Origin of the sequence: Vibrio pectenicida (assembly GCA_024347015.1) — a bacterium.
Lineage (GTDB): Bacteria > Pseudomonadota > Gammaproteobacteria > Enterobacterales > Vibrionaceae > Vibrio > Vibrio pectenicida.
In genome coordinates, this window is the sequence record AP024890.1 from 165,885 (window position 1) to 183,426 (window position 17,542).

The 17,542-nt window shown below is 40.9% G+C and carries 14 protein-coding genes; 3 read left to right on the forward strand and 11 right to left on the reverse strand.

Annotated elements, in window-relative coordinates:
• Positions 1-253 precede the first annotated feature (253 nt).
• Positions 254-1,084 carry a 5'-nucleotidase, lipoprotein e(P4) family gene (locus tag OCV27_RS15700; RefSeq protein ID WP_221740614.1) on the forward strand — a complete coding sequence of 277 codons (831 nt, stop codon included), beginning with the start codon at positions 254-256 and terminating at the stop codon, positions 1,082-1,084.
• A gap of 69 nt (positions 1,085-1,153) precedes the next feature.
• Here the strand turns inward: OCV27_RS15700 and OCV27_RS15705 are convergent, their stop codons facing one another.
• The 5 genes from OCV27_RS15705 to OCV27_RS15725 all read right to left on the reverse strand — a co-directional run bounded on the left by OCV27_RS15705 (position 1,154) and on the right by OCV27_RS15725 (position 8,712).
• On the reverse strand, positions 1,154-2,704 hold the full coding sequence (locus OCV27_RS15705) for a M20/M25/M40 family metallo-hydrolase (protein ID WP_125322098.1): 1,551 nt from the start codon (positions 2,702-2,704) through the stop codon (positions 1,154-1,156).
• A gap of 126 nt (positions 2,705-2,830) precedes the next feature.
• A complete protein-coding gene (locus tag OCV27_RS15710) occupies positions 2,831-4,381 on the reverse strand; it encodes a M28 family metallopeptidase (RefSeq protein WP_125322095.1) in 1,551 nt (516 codons plus the stop codon).
• Between the two features lie 84 nt (positions 4,382-4,465).
• Entirely contained in the window at positions 4,466-6,805 is a 2,340-nt protein-coding gene (locus OCV27_RS15715) for a M4 family metallopeptidase (protein WP_125322092.1), read from the reverse strand.
• Between the two features lie 669 nt (positions 6,806-7,474).
• Positions 7,475-7,903, reverse strand: coding sequence for a YccF domain-containing protein (locus OCV27_RS15720; protein WP_125322492.1), 429 nt, complete (start codon positions 7,901-7,903; stop codon positions 7,475-7,477).
• A gap of 80 nt (positions 7,904-7,983) precedes the next feature.
• Positions 7,984-8,712 (reverse strand): sulfite exporter TauE/SafE family protein, encoded by a 729-nt coding sequence (locus OCV27_RS15725; protein ID WP_125322493.1) that lies wholly within the window; start codon positions 8,710-8,712, stop codon positions 7,984-7,986.
• A gap of 356 nt (positions 8,713-9,068) precedes the next feature.
• Between OCV27_RS15725 and OCV27_RS15730 the strand changes: the two genes are divergently transcribed.
• A complete protein-coding gene (locus tag OCV27_RS15730; RefSeq protein ID WP_125322494.1) occupies positions 9,069-10,298 on the forward strand; it encodes a hypothetical protein in 1,230 nt (409 codons plus the stop codon).
• Positions 10,299-10,427: 129 nt separating this feature from the next.
• Here OCV27_RS15730 and OCV27_RS15735 read toward each other — a convergent pair whose 3' ends face one another.
• Genes OCV27_RS15735 through OCV27_RS15750 form a run of 4 tightly spaced genes read right to left on the reverse strand, consistent with a single transcriptional unit; the run spans position 10,428 to position 15,016 of the window.
• Complete coding sequence (locus OCV27_RS15735; protein WP_125322495.1) at positions 10,428-11,972, reverse strand: cryptochrome/photolyase family protein; 1,545 nt, start codon at positions 11,970-11,972, stop codon at positions 10,428-10,430.
• Between the two features lies 1 nt (position 11,973).
• Positions 11,974-13,296: a DASH family cryptochrome gene (locus OCV27_RS15740; RefSeq protein ID WP_125322496.1), complete on the reverse strand. Its 1,323-nt coding sequence runs from the start codon at positions 13,294-13,296 to the stop codon at positions 11,974-11,976.
• A 32-nt stretch (positions 13,297-13,328) separates the two neighbouring features.
• Positions 13,329-13,853 (reverse strand): chorismate--pyruvate lyase family protein, encoded by a 525-nt coding sequence (locus OCV27_RS15745; RefSeq protein ID WP_125322497.1) that lies wholly within the window; start codon positions 13,851-13,853, stop codon positions 13,329-13,331.
• The gene (locus OCV27_RS15750) at positions 13,850-15,016 is read right to left on the reverse strand and encodes an MFS transporter (protein WP_125322498.1); all 1,167 of its coding nucleotides are present in this window, start codon (positions 15,014-15,016) and stop codon (positions 13,850-13,852) included. Before OCV27_RS15750 ends, OCV27_RS15745 begins: the two co-directional genes overlap by 4 nt.
• 148 nt (positions 15,017-15,164) lie before the next feature.
• Between OCV27_RS15750 and OCV27_RS15755 the strand changes: the two genes are divergently transcribed.
• A complete protein-coding gene (locus OCV27_RS15755; protein ID WP_125322499.1) occupies positions 15,165-16,070 on the forward strand; it encodes a LysR family transcriptional regulator in 906 nt (301 codons plus the stop codon).
• A gap of 13 nt (positions 16,071-16,083) precedes the next feature.
• On the opposite strand, the gene OCV27_RS15760 is transcribed toward OCV27_RS15755, so the two are convergent.
• A complete protein-coding gene (locus tag OCV27_RS15760; RefSeq protein WP_125322500.1) occupies positions 16,084-17,082 on the reverse strand; it encodes a succinylglutamate desuccinylase/aspartoacylase family protein in 999 nt (332 codons plus the stop codon).
• Positions 17,083-17,094: 12 nt separating this feature from the next.
• The gene (locus OCV27_RS15765) at positions 17,095-17,523 is read right to left on the reverse strand and encodes a MarR family winged helix-turn-helix transcriptional regulator (RefSeq protein WP_125322501.1); all 429 of its coding nucleotides are present in this window, start codon (positions 17,521-17,523) and stop codon (positions 17,095-17,097) included.
• Between the last annotated feature and the right edge of the window lie 19 nt (positions 17,524-17,542).

A 17,542-nucleotide genomic window follows, 5' to 3' on the forward strand; every position in this document is an offset into this window, starting at 1 on the left:
ACAAAGGACAGACCTAGAATGAAGTATGTCATTTAGAAAGTCATAGTGAATACAGTTACCTTGATTGATTCACCATAAGTAGCTTTAAAATCTACCTAGAAACCTATAACTAACCATAGAAGTAATCTTGAAAAAGTTTGAAGCAATAATTTAGATTATTGTTGATTAATTGATTTTGATGTGACTATCACAAGTTTTTAAGTTATACAGCAGAATCATTTACAAAATATGTACTAATGGATTGGATTAGACAGTGAAAAATAGAATAAAGAGCATCATCACCTTGAGCGTAACTACCTTAGCTACATTACTTACTGGCAATTCTTATGCTACTGATAACAATGAGCATAATTTATTAGCTTACTCAGTAGCTTGGAAACAAACAGCTGCTGAATATAGAGCGCTTTACTATCAGGGCTTCAATCTTGCCAAAATGCACCTTGATAAAGCACTTATGAATCACAAAAAAGGAGACAAGCCTTTAGCTATAGTGACAGATCTTGATGATACTTTAGTACTGCCGCTTGAATACTGGGGAAGGTTGATACAAAACAAGAAGGACTTCTTTGAGGATCCTCTTTGGGATAAATGGATCCCAACAAATGGTATGATTCCAAGCCCTGGTTCTAACGATTTTCTTGAATACGCAAATCGCAATAATGTAGACATCTTCTATGTCACCTCCCGTGATCAGGGAGAGCCAACATGGGAATTAGCCAAGCAAAATATTTTGGCTATGGGATTCCCATTGAAAGATGATGCGCACCTCACTGTATTAACGGATACATCCAATAAAGAAACACGCCAAAATGAAATATTAAAGAACTATAACGTGGTTGTGCTCCTTGGTGACAACCTGAATGATTTTAAGCATAAGTACTATATCAAAGGCGATGTAGATGGACGCATTGCTAAGATGGAAGAGGACAAAGATTTATTTGGCAGCAAGTACATTCTTTTCCCAAATCCAACAGATGGTCATTGGCTTGCCGCTATTTTTGGTGAATCAGAACCTGAAGCAACACAAGAGAATCGAAAAACGCTTATTAAAGCAGCAACGAAAACGGCTTGGAAGGATAAATAACCTAGTATCATGATATCCAACAAAAATGCCGTTCACATTACATGAACGGCATGGTTTATACCCTAACTTTTAATCACTTGGGATTTCTTGATTGAAACTAGCCACAATACTTACATCATTAAAGTTTCGATAGCCTCGAAGCATAATTTTGAACGTTCCTGCTGGCTTGTTGAAAATGCACTGTTCGTTACTACCATTTTGGAATGGACGACAGTCAAATTCTGTCTTAGATACCGGGCCGTCATAGGTCACATACAAATCAGCATCACCTCCTTGTGGTCCAGAAATTGAGATGGTAACTTCTCCCACTTCAGTCGTTGTGAAAGTGAAAAACTGCTCATCAAAATAGCCAGAAGAAAGTCCCTCAACAGGTACACCGCCCTCTAGTTCTTTAACTGGCGAATTTATATCATCAAGGCTTGTTTCGACCAAATAAGCAACCGCCAACTTTGCAAATTTTGTTGCATGACTTGCTGTAGGATCAGAATTTTCTAGCGTGTCATTGGGGGTATGAAGGTTCGGGTTTGTATCATGGAAAAAACTCTCTGCAGGTATTGCAGCTGAATAGCCTGCGTTATGCCAAGACGCATGGTCAGAACATGCGTAACCACAACGATCAGTCTCATAAGTCAATTCACTAATATAAGTATCCATCAACTCAGTAAGAAACTCCACTAAATTAGCATCTGTATAATCCGTCATGAAGGTCACATCATGAGCCGATCCTTGATGGTTAGTCATATCAAGCTGCAAAACGGCAATAACATTAGCCTGCTGCTCATTGAGTGTTTCAGCAATATCTTGAGACCCTCTCAAACCTACCTCCTCAGCCGCATAAGCATAAAATTTAATGGTACGATCTGGTTGGATACCACTTGCAATCATAAGACGCAACGCTTCGGTTGCCGTAGCAATGCCAGATGCATCATCATCAGCTCCCGGAGAAATAGTTCCTTCAGTAGTCCATGAGCCGACAGTGGAATCAAGATGCCCTCCCACAGCTACAATTTCTTCAGGATATTTAGAGCCAAGTAAGGTCACTTCAACTGATTTTTGCGGATATTCGCTGTGTGAGATTTGCCTTGCAGATGCAAAGGATACCTCCTTAATTTCCTCACTCCAACGTTCAAATAGCCAATCGGAAGCAGCGATACCTGTAGAAGTAGTATAGAAACGGTTAGTAAAGCTGGTAAGATTCTCAATGGTGGTTAATATATTATTCGGCTCCACTTGAGCAATAAGTGATTCAACGGTTTCGTGGTGACTTATCACTGGCTTTTCAAACAAACTCACTGAAAGTGGCATTGCCGCAGCCCTTAAAGCTTTTTCCTGATTTTCGTGAACCATATAACCACCACAGCGGTGCTTCTCTTGATGCATATGACTCGATAAAGAAGCTAATTGATTTTGATGGATCTTCGCTACAAGGGTATTTGGGTATGCAGCAAAGCCTTTGTGTGAAAAGCTGGTCAATATATCAGCACCATGTTGAGTAATGAGATGTTTAGCATCAGCATCTGTGGTTATCCAGACTTCTCCTTCTTTTAGCTCTGTTGAATCGATTGCACCGAAGGCTGACATGTGCCCAAATAAAGCAAGAGTGACAAGTGTTTTTTTCATAACCAAGCTCAGTTCCTTTTTTGATATTATTTCTATCGATAAAAATAGGGCTCCCTGGGGAGCCCTATGGTTCATTCAATTTTATAACACATTGATTATAAAAAACTTTGACACATGTTGGATGTGTTACTCTTGGGAGCTTTCAGGACTGAAGCTGGCCACAATATCAACCTCGTCGAAGTTGCGATATCCACGAACCATAATGTTGAACTCTCCAGCTGGCTTGTTGAACACGCACTGTTCATTACTGCCATTTTGGAACGGACGACAATCAAATTCAGTCTTAGAGACTAGACCCTCGTAAGTTACATACAGATCAGCATCCCCACCTTGCGGCCCAGAAATCGAGATCGTCACTTCACCAGCTTCCGTAGTGCGGAAAGTGAAAAACTGCTCATCAAAATATCCTGAAGTAAGGTCTTCGACAGGTACTCCATTTTCTAGCTCATTGGCTGGCGATTCGACATCATCAAGACTTGTTTCAACCAAGTAAGCAATAGCCAATTTCGCGAATTTCATCGCGTGGCTAGCAGTCGGATCAGAGTTTTCTAATGTGTCTTCTTCAGTATGAATATTAGAATTGTATTCATGGAACATAGTCTCAAAAGGCATCGCGGCTGGATATCCCGCATTATGCCAAGAAGCATGATCTGAACAAGCGTAGCCACAGCGATCAAACCCATAGGAGATTTCATCAGTGTAAGTATCAATCAGCTCTTTAAGAAAAGCGGTTAGGTTTGAATCTGTGTAATCAGTAATAAAGGTAATATCATGAACGGAGCCATTGTAGTTCGTCATATCAAGTTGTAGCGCTGATATCACATTAGCCCCCTCACTCTCCATTGCCTCTGCAATATCTTGCGAACCACGTAGACCAACTTCTTCGGCAGCATATCCATAGAACTTGATAGTACGATCTGGCTGAATACCACTTGCAATCATTAGACGTAGCGCTTCAGTTACAGTCGCAATACCTGAAGCATCATCGTCAGCTCCTGGAGAAATTGTACCTTCTGTGGTCCATGAGCCTACAGTAGAATCAAGGTGCCCTCCCACAACGACAATCTCATCAGGATGCTTTGCACCTAGTAATGTCACCTCAACTGATTTTTGCGGGTATTCACTGTGAGATATTTGACGTGCTGATGCAAAAGATACGTCTTTAATTTCTTCACTCCAGCGTTCAAACAGCCAATCTGACGCTGCAATACCTGTAGACGTGGTATAGAAGCGGTTAGTAAAGCTGGTCAGATTCTCAATGGTTGTGACCAAATTATTTGGCTCAACCTGAGAAATAAGTGACTCCACAGTTTCATTGTGACTAATCACGGGTTTTTCAAAATCGCTCATAGAAAGAGGCATAGACGCCGCTTTTATGGCACTTTCCTTGTCAGCATGCACCATATAACCACCACAACGGTGTTTTTCTTTATGCATGTGACTTGATACAGCCGCTAGCTGACTTTCTTTTACTTTCGCAACTACTGCATTAGGATATGCGGCAAAGCCTTTATGAGAGAAGCTTTTCAATACTGTTGCGCCATGCTGAGAGATTAGCTCTTGGGCATCGGCATCTGTAGTGATCCAAACTTCACCATCTTTTAATGTGTTGTTATCAACCGAGGCAAAGGCAGATGTACTGCTAATTAAAGCAATAGCTAATAATGTTTTTTTCATAGCGAGACTCAATCCCTTGTAACTTATATTAAAAATAAGAGCAAAGAAGGGCTCCGGTCTCGGAGCCCTGAAGTTTAGAATGGTTTATTGAACTTTGATGAAGCGGTAACGTTTCGTTTCAGAACAAATACCACCTGAAGTACATACTTGGTATTCAACGTTAATACTTCCATTGTGGCGGAATTTATCAATGTATGAAGTGAACTCAGTTGCTCCGACTACTTTACCGTCGCGCTTCACAACATAGTAATCATCAGTCGCATATTCCCAAGCAAGTTTAACGCGAGCTTTGCCATTAGGCTGCTTGTCACCAAACTGCAATCTCAGAGGGAATGCATCCGTTGTTCCACCTTCAATAGTGATGGTTTGATTGGTTGATGTCGCTGCACCTGCATCATCTGTTACGGTTAGAGTCACCATGTAGTCACCTGCTGCTGCATATGTGTGGCTAACAACTGCACCAGATTTAGAAGTGCCATCACCGAGATCCCATTGGTAAGACACAATCTGACCATCGTTATCTGTACTTGTGCTAGTCAAGTCAACTTTCTTGCCAGTGACAACATGATCAAACGCGGCTACTGGTGGAACATTAGTGCTACCAGCGTCAAATGAAGCTTTAAGGTTCGCATCTGCATACTCAGAATAACCAAAGACATTGATGGTGTAGCGACCAGCTTCAGGACTTTCAATCACACAAACTTCATTTGTTACAGAATTACTCTTACAAATGTTTTCTTGTTGACTTGGTGCGTAGTCTAGACCGATGTAGATATCTGGGTCACCGGATGCCACTTCAAGTTCAACCGTTAAGTTGTCTTGACCTTCTGGTACTTCAATATCGAAGTAAGTTTTTGAACCTGTTCCACCTTCAACCGTAGTCGCTACGCCGTTTTCTAGACGTTGATACTCTGGCTCTGGTGGTAATGGGGGCTCAGCACAAGGTTCTACACCAACAATATCAAACGCTGCAACAACGTCATCAGTGCTGTAACCTAAATCATTGGCCGCATTTTTAACGCCACAAGCACCCTGCCAGTAATTACTGTCTTCCGCCCAGTAAATCTGATTTGCAAGTACAAACAGTTCAAATGCTTTCTTAGTATCCCAACCTTCAGTTGTTGCTATATGGTAGAAGGCCTTATTAAAGACACCTGAGCTGTAGTGAACATTCAATCCATCGTAGTACTCAGAAGCATGGTTGATAGAAGATCCATCACGAGATGGATCTTCCATATAGCGCAAGGCACCTTCTTCTTTGAAAATGTCACGCCCTACCATCCAATCGTTGGTCCCCTTCATGAAGTACTCAGCAGCTTCACCAGCAATATCAGAGAAAGCTTCATTCATACCACCCGATTGATTGGCGTAAATAAGACCAGAATTCTGCTCAGTAAACCCGTGGCTTACTTCATGGGCTGATACATCTAGGCTAACAAGCGGGTAAAACATGCTACCGCCGTCACCGAATGTCATAGCCTCACCATCCCAGAACGCATTTTCATAACTACTACCGTAGTGAACACGCATCATTAACTTGAATGATAATGGCGCGGTATCAAACCAGTTCTTGTACATGTCGAATACGACATTACCAAAGTAGTGAGCGTCATTGAGCGGTGAGAATGCGCCGTTAACCGCTTTATGTTCATTGCGTGGGCACTCATATGAATATGTTGTTGTTCCTTCTGTTGCACCATCTAGATCAACGGTGACAACATTATCAGACTCCATAACACAATCAGTACCATTTTCGATAACATCTAGATAATGGTAGTCAGTTCCATATTCATACATGCCTGTTTTGTCATTACCACCTGGTCCGGTCCCGACTTCAGCATGGGCTATACCTTCCCAGCGCTTGATAATTTCGCCACTATGAGCATCTAACATAGTGAAAGGACGTGATGGATGTCCTTTTCCTTGCACCAAGTAAGAAACCACATAAATCAAACGAGTTTTGTCACCATCTTGGTAGACATAAAGGTTATCTTTTGCATTTGCTATAGACTTGTTACCTGTCAAACCAGCGGTGATATCCTTACTAGCCAACTCTAGAGCTTGAGCCCGATTCAACGATGGCTTAACAAACTTACGGTCAACGCCTGTCACTTTGACGTATTGCCCTTGAACAGATTTAAGGGCTCCTCCACGAACGCTCTGTGTTGCATTCAGAGAATGTCCCCATACGGGTACTCCCCAAATGTTTTGTTGAACCTTCACTTTGTGAATACCGCGTTGCTCCAGGTTCACTTGTTTCACCATTTTGAAACTGGAAGCGTTATCAACACCAAGCTGAGAGTTCAGCCCAGAAAAAGAAGTAAAGTTGATGGGTTTGCTTAGATAGACTGACTCACCGGCATGTGCTGATAACGACAGTGCACTGGCTACGGCTATGGCCAATAGACGGTTGTCTAATTTCATTATGATTCTCCTTATCATGGCATTTATAAATGCCACTAGAACCATAACACTAACGATTAAAAAAAATACAACCCATTCTTAACATAAATTTAATAAACCAAACAAGTGCACAACATTTGTTGCATTTATTTTATAAATCATAAAATAAACCAATAAAAATAATAAAATCCATCAGCTTATAATTTTTAAATATAAAGAATCAATCATTTATAATAATATGAAATACAACTAAATATTTCATTAGAAGAGCAAATTTAGTACATAATACAAAATAATCATCTGTTTCCTTGCGCATTAATACAAATTACTTTAATAATAAAAGTTGCAGCATAGAGTCCTATGTATCAATAAAACTAGAATTAATAACAAAATAAAAAATAGCTGGGAGGATATTTATGATCTTCTACCAAAATAAAACTCAACTAGTGAATAACAATATTTATTTTTGGAGCGTAAATAAATGTAATTATAGCTGTATTTAAAATAGCTCTTCAGAATAAAAAACTGGATTTTAGGAAAAATAATATTTAACTAATAAAAAAGTTGGACTTAACTATTTCCAATTTAAAATCCATGCTCAGTATCAAGAGATATACTTGAAGGAAGTGATTCAGTGGAACATACGTTGTCCACTGAAATCATAATATATACAGGGTATACCGTGAAGATTTACTTACCATATTTAGCCATAACGGCTTGTTCTTTGGGCACAATGGTTTTGCCAATAGGAGCGAGTGAGATGTACGCTAACTTTAAGTGCTGAATAGCGAATGGAATGCCTATGATAGTCACAAAACAAGCAACAGCCGACATAATGTGGCCGATTGCAAGCCAGATGCCTGCAAATATAAACCAGATAACATTGCCTATCAGCCCCAATGAACCCGTACCGATATCTTTTCGATTAGTCAACTCATCACGCGAAACTGCTTCATGCCCAAACGGAAAAAAAGAAAAGTTCCCAATAACGAAGCATGCACGCCCCCAAGGGATCCCTATAATGCTGATGAAAGCAAGAAGACCGAAGAACCACCACATCAGGCCCATCATCACCCCACCCAATACAAACCAAATAATGTTACCTATTATTCTTAACACTTAACATACTCTCCTGATAAAAACCGTTGTATCCATTATCATGATGTATTCTTAATCCAAAATGAATATTGACAAAAAAGTTATGATAAGCCCTGCCACAGTGCTGTAATACCACTAATTGTACATAGCAATAAAGCCACTAGGCGAATTTTTTCTTTCGGTAAAGTCTGAGTTGTGGATAACGCTAACTTATAACCAAGCCAACTTGCGGGAAGCAATGGGATAGTAATCCACAGATGATGAAATGTTAAGAAACCAACCGGAACTTGTACCATCAGCGACATAATAGAGCTAAAAACAAAAAATGCTGATAAGTTACCTCTTAGTTGATTGGCTTCTTGATGCTGCAACAACAAAGCCATTGGTGGTCCACCAATACCGGAACTGGTTCCAAAAAATCCAGAAAAGAAACCTGCTACTCCCATTCGATAAGAAGTGGGCTCAATACGAAATGGAAGAAGACTCACACCAACAGCAAGTAAAACTAGGAGGCCTAACCATAATGCCAATATCTCTGTCGAAACCATCACCAGCAAAACGCCACCAGCAATAGACCCTGGAATACGACCAATTAATGCCATTTTAAGCCCACCAATTTCTACACTATCCCTATGCTTAAGAGCATTAAGAATCGAAATATAAAGCGCCACTAAACATATTGGTGCTGGCACATAATCAGGTGAGACAAGAAAAAGTAAAGGAGCGGCCACAATAGCCAAACCAAAACCAATCGCCGTTTGAACAAAAGAGCCTAAAAAGATCAGAAACGCCGCAATCAATGCTTCAGTAGTTATCCATTCGGTATACATATTTGTTAAGACTTAACTAACTAGGAATCCTTATCATAACTGAATTTTACCCAAATAGACGCATTCAAAAGTGAGTTTCTGGCATTTATTTTCCACCATAAGAAGAAGACAGAACTATAAAATATCAAAATGATCAATATCTCTGTTTATTGCAACAAGTCCATCATACTATTCTGGGAATTAACAGTTCATAGGGGTGTCTAGCTGAAAACCACTTATGAAAGTGTTAATTGTATTCATTACAATGATTTGTAGCAAAGTTTCCCATTTATAAAAACGAGCATAGCATTTCCTTTTGTACACCAATATATATCTGATATAACCCAGTAGGAATTTGAAATCAGAGGAGTAATACTATGTGGGAATCCCCAGCAACCGCGATAAGTTGGTTGAAGAAGAACAACTTCTCCCGCACCGCAGCTTCAGTTGAATTTGCAAACTGTCCGTTTCCTCGATTTCAAGTCAGTGACTTGGGGACGACAGAAGCAGAAAGCCATGTGCGCTACGCTGCGCTTATTTTACAAATCCTTGGCACAATACGCCCAGAGCTAATTACTCGACCGATTCTCCTAGATGTAGAACAATCACATTTGTTTGGCAACAGAGACATCATTTATCTTAGCAACAACCTGATATTACCCAAAGTAAAGACTAAACCTTTTGATTTTCTATTTAAGCAGATCATGGCTTTAGAATCTGAATTGGTTAACCCACATGAACGAAGTGTTAAGCGATACTTTGATAACCAAAGGAGACGAACAGCCCAAATTCTTGCTACTCAGCATCAAAGCAGGGAAATCTTGGAGTTCAAAAAGCTATTTGATGATAACCAAAATGAGATGGCTGCCCACCCTCGAACTCATCTAACAAGAAAGCAATCCAAAGTTTATGACTATAATGCTGAAGGTGCGCCTATTGTTTTTATGGGTATGAAAGCGGTTCCAGAGAATGTCGTCAACGCAATTCTCAAAAATGGGCTTATTCCGTTACGTTATCTCTATAATCAGCAGGTAATGGAAATGTCTAGCAATACACTTCGTTGTAAAAACGACCGGCAATCAAAATATTTAAGACGCCGTTTTGTGTTAGATTTGCCAAGAACGAATGGCAATCAACTTGATGTATTCCAACTACTACAGCTAGCTAATGCTCATAAATCAGGCCCTGGAGTATCAACATCCGGCTTTCATTCTACATCAGGTAAACCAAGCTATGCTGTCGAGTATTCACGAGGCAGTGCGAGCAGCACCACACGACAAGCTTCATATAATATGGGGCTAGCGATTAAAATAACGCCTCTAACTTACCCATTGATCGTTCAATATGCGATTGAAACATGGAATAGAGGAGGTGACGATAGAAAAATTGTCATGTCCTATACTAAGTCGGATGATAACTGGAAACATGACTATGAGTCTGAAATTCTCTTAGGTGGGTGTACGCCAGCAAGCGATTTGGTCTATGTTGGGTTGGCTAAAGTTGAAGCTAAGGCCGTAGGAATGCAACTTGGAGGACTATTAGGACAATTATCGGCGGGTAAAAAGCTTAGAAAAACAAGCAGAAGTAAAACACCATCGAAAGTGTAGTAAGGGCCATTTCACCTAGAAATCTTTCAGATTATAATCATAAAATACTTCATTTTCAGTCCGTGGTATCGAGTATCCCTACCTAGAAAAATGGGATACTCGCCAACCCTAAAAATCTAAATGGGAGAGTTAGAGCTCATTTAAATGTCCTAAGTAAAATTCAGCTTTTTGCAAGATTTGAGCTTGAACATTACTGTCTAGATTATCCCATGACCGATAAATCATCCCAACACGAGGGTTTTGAGCAAGCAGCTCCCTATGCTTATGCATAAAACGCCAATACAAACTGTTTAATGGGCATGCGTTGCTCCCTGATTTACCTTTAACATCATAGTGACACCCCTTACAGTAATCACTCATTCTATTTATATAAGAACCGCTTGCTGCATACGGTTTAGTTCCCACGATCCCGCCATCAGCAAATAGCGCCATACCCCGAGTGTTTGGCATCTCAACCCATTCTACCGCATCAACATAAATACCAAGATACCACTCATCCACTTGGTCTGGATCTATCTCAGTAAGAAGGCAAAAGTTTCCAGTAACCATCAAGCGCTGGATATGATGAGCATAAGCAAAATCTAAGGATTGACCAATCGTCTCTTTTAAACAGGACATTTTGGTATCTCCTGACCAAAAATAGTCTGGCAGACTTCGACTGGCTTGGAAATGATTACGTTGGGCGTAATCTGGCATATTGGCCCAATACACACCTCGAATGTATTCTCTCCAACCTAAAATTTGACGGATAAACCCTTCAACTTGAGCAATATCGATCTCAGGGTTAGTGCCATAAGCAGATAAAGCACTATCTATAACTTCTAGCGGGCCCAACATTTTGGTGTTTAAAGCAAAAGCAAGTCGGCTGTGGTATAGCGACCACTTTGCTTGGTTTGACCTAGTCATCGCATCTTGAAATCGGCCGAAATTGGGCAAGCATACGGAACAAAAATGAGCCAGAAGCGTTAGGCTTTGATTCCTATTTATCGGCCATAACAACGACCCAGACAAGAGTCCCACAGTGTCAATATTGTGTCTATTCAGTGATTCCAAAATCTCAGAAACATCGGTGCTAAAAAGTAAAGGGGAAGGAAGATTTTCTAAATCCGAGGTCTTAAGCTTGTTACGGTTGCTCGCATCAAAGTTCCATTTTCCGCCTATGGGCTTGCTACCCTCAACCAAAATGCCAAACCTTTTACGCATTTTTCGATAAAAATATTCCATCATTATGTGCTTTCCGGCAGGAAAATGCTGCGTAATGTCAGAAAACGGCAAGAGAAAGTGCTCACTCTCGACACATTCAATATCACATTCTGTAAGGGTCATTTTGTTCATGGCACTCAAGAGTCTATATTCATCAGGCCTTTGATACTCAAATTTTTCTACGCCGGATGTTTGGATAACATGGCTAACAAGCTGAGTAATATCTTGAAACTCTCTCGTTTGGTCGAGCTGAAAATATTCAACTTGATGCCCTATTTCTCTTAATTCAAGAGTGAAAGCGCGCATAGCACTAAAAAATGCACAGATTTTTTGGACATGATGCTTAACATAAGTTGCTTCAGGGTGAAGCTCTGCAATGATGTAAAGAATGGAGCTATCAGTTTTTTGAAACCATGAATGACGAGCATTGAGCTGATCGCCAAGTATCAGACGAACGGTATGAAACGCCATATTAACTGTCTCCCTTAAGAGGCGCTATAGGCCAATCGACCATATCGACATGATCAACGTGCCTCATAGCCGCTTTACCTTGCCATTTATTGATAAATACTTCAGCCGGATCATACATCTGAGTCTGTTTATCTAAGTTAAACTGACGCGAACCTCTAGGGTCAGCTCCAACCCCAGCCAAATATTGCCAGTTTCCCCAATTCGAGGCGACATCATAATCGATAAGCTGAGTTTCAAAGTATGCAGCCCCATACCGCCAATCTAGCTTGAGCTCATGAATCAAACAGCTCGCTACCACTTGCCTACCTCGGTTTGACATATAGCCTGTTGCGTTAAGCTGCTTCATACAAGCATTCACTATCGGATAGTGAGTTTCACCATGCTTCCATTGTTGAAAGCGATAGTTATAAAAACTCGTCAAAGGCGCACTGAGGCATAAACCTGAAAAGCGAAACAAACGCGTGCCCCACTTTCTTGCATACCATTTAAAATACTCTCTCCAGAGTAGCTCAAAAAAAATCCAATAGGTTGAATCATTCGCTCCTTCTCTCCGCTCAAAATCTTTAAGCAATATAAAGACTCTCACAGGGCTGATGCAGCCCAAAGCTAGCCATGGAGAAAACCTAGTCGAAAATTCAGTACCATCGAGCCCATTCCGTGTTTGTTTATAATGGCTGGCTAAGGTGCCAGAAAAATAGTGATGGCAATGGGAAAGTCCTTCTTGTGTGCCACCCGAAAACTGATCGCAAGGCAGACAATTAATTTCATCTGAATCGATGTAGCCTGGTACCGTTGGCGGCAAATCTGACAGTTCTGGGGTCAAGCCTATGGAAAGATGTTCAACTTTCTTTCTGAACTGAGTGAAAGTATTAGGAAGCTCTTCCAATGGAAAAGGCAACAACCCCTCACTAAATAAGGTGTTTACTGGTAGCTGAGTGCAAATGAGTTTGGGGTAAAGGCGTGATAATGATTCAACAACCCTTTGTTCGTTAGCTCCAGAGAACAAATCACAATAGAGATGGGTAACCTTATATTCTTCAATGTAAGTGGAGAGTATATCTCGCGATTTACCACGCCGAGTTATAAGCCTCTGGCCCAAGTTGCCAAGTGTCTGAGATAGTGACAATACACTCTGAAACAAGAATGCTTGTCTCTGTTCACCCAACTCTTGCTCTTGAGAATATTGGCATAAATACTTGTCCACACAAGGAAAACAATATACACAAATCAACCGATCCACTTCCCGAGAAGCCTTGAAAAGCAGATCATTGTCCTGAACTCTTAAATCACAATGAAACCAATATAGTCCAATCTTTTCACTCACTCTTGACTCTCCCATTTTGTCTTTAATGAGTGTTACGAAAAAATTCGTATTAAGGACTTATAGGTGGTGAAATTTCTATGAATTTCTTCTTCTCTCGATTCAAGTAATGCTAGCGCATTCTCGTTAAAGATCTCCGATAACACTAATGTAGTCGAATGATTATGCCATGAGAACTTGGACAGACGTGCTATACCTTTTTCAAACTCATACCCTGAATCGAACTGACCAATTCCTCGGCTACACACTCCAAATTGATAGGGTCCTCGACTCACTGAGTCGCCAGTAAATAGTAGTTGTTCGCCAAGAGAACGCCCATCTAAGCCTAAAAACGCACTGACTGTCGACCTATCCGCAGAAAACAGATAAGACTTAGCCCAAACCAAAGGGGGCTCACCATCACACAACAATACTTCACGCATATAAAATGGGCTTTGCTTGCTTTGACTGAGGGACTGAATATTAAAATTACTACATACGGACTTCAACGCACGGGTCAACGATCCCCTATACTTCAATATCTCAGGAACCAAAGCCTCATCAATACTACTCATTTTCATACTACTACCTTTGAAGCCGTTTCGCGTGAATCAGGGACAAATTTGAGGCATAAAATACTCGCAATACACAGCAATACTGCAATAACGTGGTAAAAATATTCTCCCCCCAAAATATTGCGAAAGTCGAGCACAAACGAGCTCATCGCTTGACCTAAGAAATAAAACATCACAAAGCCACTGAGCATCTGAGTCCTATGTTTGACAATACTGTTGCAAATGACAAGGTGCGTAAGTACTGGTAATAGACACCCAAACCCTATCCCGGTAAAAACGATAGCAGGGTATGCTCGCCAATCGACCTGAGTTTGGGACAAGCACAGAAAGGCGAAAGCAAAGGCGACCAAACACAACACCATGATATTTCGCTCGCCGTAATGGTGAACTCCAAACCTAGTGTAGTAGGCAACAATTGCAGACAATATGCTCATCACTCCCATCGCAATACCTACCTCAGTAGTCGTTAAACCTTGTGATTGAGTCATTAAATAAGGCAAACAAAGTAGGATCAAGTAATAGCAAAGCATACCGAGCCACCCGAGCAAGTAAAAAGCTAAGACCGGCTTGATGTCAGAAAAACGAATTGAATGAGTCGATGAATGGGCTGCTTTATCCGTTGGTACGATGCCTTTTATTGATATTGCCAGTGTAAACAAAGCAATTAAGTAGATCGCGAAAGGCAAACGCCAGTGGATCGACGACAACCATCCACTGAACATAACGAAGACAATTCCCCCAAGGTTGACCGCAATAGCTTGTTGGGAGATGAAATGGAGCCGTTCTTGCCCAGTGAAGTAGTGAGCAATCAGGTGATTAATCACCGTCATACAAATAACAATACTTATGCCGAACATAACTCTGCCAACCAATAAGGCTGGTAAAGAGTCTACCCATAAACCCGTGCTACCCAATAAACCATATATAGCTAGACCCAATAGTAAGCTCATTTTATCTCCTAAAAGATGGATTAACCGGGAGACAAAAGGAGCAAATACAATCACCGAAATAGCTGGCAAAGTCATAATCAGTGATACCCCAAATGGATCATCAAAAACTCGATTTAGTTCAGTGAGTGACGGTGCTATGGCAGCATTGGCCATCACCAATAAGCTACTCCCGAGCAGCAAACATATTCGGCATAAATTAGATATTGAAGAATTACTCATCAGTAGTTCCTAAGTAAAAGTAGTTTCCGAAGAGAATAGGGATTTCTGGCTATCTAAAACAGAGCAAAATGAGCAACACAGCGTTGCTTTAATTGAAGCCAAGAGTATGTTATTGGTTAGATATATTATTTAAGGAAAATGGCAAACGATGGATTGGAACTTAAATGATCTTCCGATATTTATTACCGTTGCAGACACTAGGGGAATGACAAAAGCAGCGAGAAGACTTGGCATACAGAAATCTAGTGTCAGTCGCGCCATATCTCGCCTAGAAGATTCGTTCAACACGACATTGATGGAGAGAAACAGTCGTCACCTCAAATTGACCTCAGATGGTGAGAAATTGTACCAACACGTACAACCTTTGGTGCAAAGCTTGTTACATGTAAAACAGCAGATGCCCTCACAAATCCTAAGAGGCTCTCTAAATTTAGCAACCACCTTAGCCTTTTCACGAGAGATATTGTCACCTAATCTAGCAAGCTTTACTGAACGTTATCCGGAGATAAGACTGTCTATCCGAAGTATGTCAAACAAAGCGAGTCTGCTTAAAGATAACTTTGATCTGACTATTCAACTCGGAGATTTGGCGCCTTCAGGCTTCTACGCTAAGACTCTAGTCACAGTCACCCTACTCTGGTTCTGTTCGCCCGATTATCTGCACGCACATCCAGAGCTCAAACAGGCAACACCAGACACACTTCTACAACATGTTAACTTCTACCATGATCAAGAGAACAATCAGCCTGAGCTGTATATGAATGGTCTAGATGGCATCAAGCAGAAAGTTGTATTTCCACATGCGAATCAAATTGACGATGTGCTAATGGTAAGAGATCTGGTCGCTTCTGGAAATGGGGTTTCTCTATTACCCGATATCTATTGTCGTCAGTTGTGCCGTGAAGGGAAGCTAATACAAATTGCGCCAGAAATAAGTGTTTTCCCTAAAGTGGCAATCTCAGCAGTTTATGCTAGTAAAATGACGCAATCACCGCGCTTAAAAGCCATGATTCAATTTATGGAGGAAATCAGCCAAGAATATATAAGGCAATAATCTGAATGTGGTGCTAATCAATTAAGCGCACCACAAGAGAGCCTGGCGCTCGCACAGACTCGACATTGTGACTAATAACAGTACCTTTAATCGGTGAGCGGTAGGTATGAATTTCGTCACCAAAGCTGTTGTATTGTGAAGCTAGAACCTGCCCTATTTCTACTGTCTCAAGCAAAGAAACATGACAAATAACAAAGCCACCTTGTTCTGCTCGTACACTCGTTATTCGATTCCCCTCGACACATGGCTTGCTATTACTATCAACTTGACCATCGATAACTTTATAGTATTTACAAATGTTTATGATACCCAAAGTTGCACGCTCAATCATATCGATATCAGTATATCGGCCAATGCCGACTTCAACAGTGATAGAGGGAATACCCGCTTGATTATACACAGTTTCCAAAATACCCGGATCACCTGGGTCATTGAGGATAACATCAGGACAAACAAGTCTCGCCATTTGAATGGCATCATCTAATCGATAATCTGCAAACGCATAAAGAGGATAAGCTGAGCCACTAGTTTGGGAATGAAGATCAATCGCAAGATCCGCATTTGGCTTGAGGAGGTTTTTCCACAAACTATATGCATAACGGTTAGCATCATCACCCTCTGGACTACCGGGAAAGAGTCTATTAAGATTGGCTGATGAGCTATCAGGAGCTGCTGAATGAAAGTCACGACTATGACGAGCAATCCCAGAAAGATTCACGGTTGGCACTATAGTAATACACCCCGAAATAGTTTGGTTCTCAAGCGCTCTTGCCAGTTGTTGAGCAGTCAAAATTCCATTTTGCTCGTCGCCATGCACACCAGCGGTAATAACAATACGTTTACCTGGTTTGTGGCCTTTAAAAACTCTTACTGGCAGTGTCTGAGGGTGACCAATTGCATCAGTTGCAACAGCAAACCAAAACTTATGTTCACCTGGCTCTAGGGTATCAACATCTAACGCCTTCACCGTAGGGTACATAGGTACTATGCATTCGTTCAATGTTTTACTCATCAAACTTGTCCCTCAAACAGTAGCAACCATTTTTTGTAATAGACGAATAATTTCGTCTCGTTCGCTCAGTTCAAGCGAACTAAGTAGCTTCTGATTGATTGCCATTGGTATAGGAACCAATGTTTCTTTTAACGCCCTACCCTTATCAGTTAGGTATATACGAAATGAACGGCGGCTAAATGGATCCACCTGACGCTCCACCAAACCTAAGTTTTCAAGCTTGTCGAGAGTACGAGTTGTAGTAGAATTCTCAACTTTGGATTTTTGAGCAATCTCACGTTGAGTCACCCCCTCTTCTTCCCATAAACACATAAGAGTCGGCCATAATGCAATCGTCAACCCATGTTTCTTTAATTCTGTATCAAAAGTTTTAGCGGCATCATTAGCTACCACATTAATCAACCAACCGAAGCTACTTTGTCTGTTAAACTTCTCACTCATCCATGAGATCTCTCATCAA

Bases quoted from the DNA above. Each gene is read 5' to 3' on its own strand.
- OCV27_RS15705 (WP_125322098.1), bottom strand. From the start codon at position 2,704: ATGAAAAAAACACTTGTCACTCTTGCTTTATTTGGGCACATGTCAGCC.
- OCV27_RS15725 (WP_125322493.1), bottom strand. From the start codon at position 8,712: ATGTATACCGAATGGATAACTACTGAAGCATTGATTGCGGCGTTTCTG.
- OCV27_RS15765 (WP_125322501.1), bottom strand. From the start codon at position 17,523: ATGAGTGAGAAGTTTAACAGACAAAGTAGCTTCGGTTGGTTGATTAAT.
- OCV27_RS15710 (WP_125322095.1), bottom strand. From the start codon at position 4,381: ATGAAAAAAACATTATTAGCTATTGCTTTAATTAGCAGTACATCTGCC.
- OCV27_RS15745 (WP_125322497.1), bottom strand. From the start codon at position 13,853: ATGAAAATGAGTAGTATTGATGAGGCTTTGGTTCCTGAGATATTGAAG.
- OCV27_RS15760 (WP_125322500.1), bottom strand. From the start codon at position 17,082: ATGAGTAAAACATTGAACGAATGCATAGTACCTATGTACCCTACGGTG.
- OCV27_RS15730 (WP_125322494.1), top strand. From the start codon at position 9,069: ATGTGGGAATCCCCAGCAACCGCGATAAGTTGGTTGAAGAAGAACAAC.
- OCV27_RS15755 (WP_125322499.1), top strand. From the start codon at position 15,165: ATGGATTGGAACTTAAATGATCTTCCGATATTTATTACCGTTGCAGAC.
- OCV27_RS15735 (WP_125322495.1), bottom strand. From the start codon at position 11,972: ATGGCGTTTCATACCGTTCGTCTGATACTTGGCGATCAGCTCAATGCT.
- OCV27_RS15715 (WP_125322092.1), bottom strand. From the start codon at position 6,805: ATGAAATTAGACAACCGTCTATTGGCCATAGCCGTAGCCAGTGCACTG.
- OCV27_RS15750 (WP_125322498.1), bottom strand. From the start codon at position 15,016: ATGAGTAATTCTTCAATATCTAATTTATGCCGAATATGTTTGCTGCTC.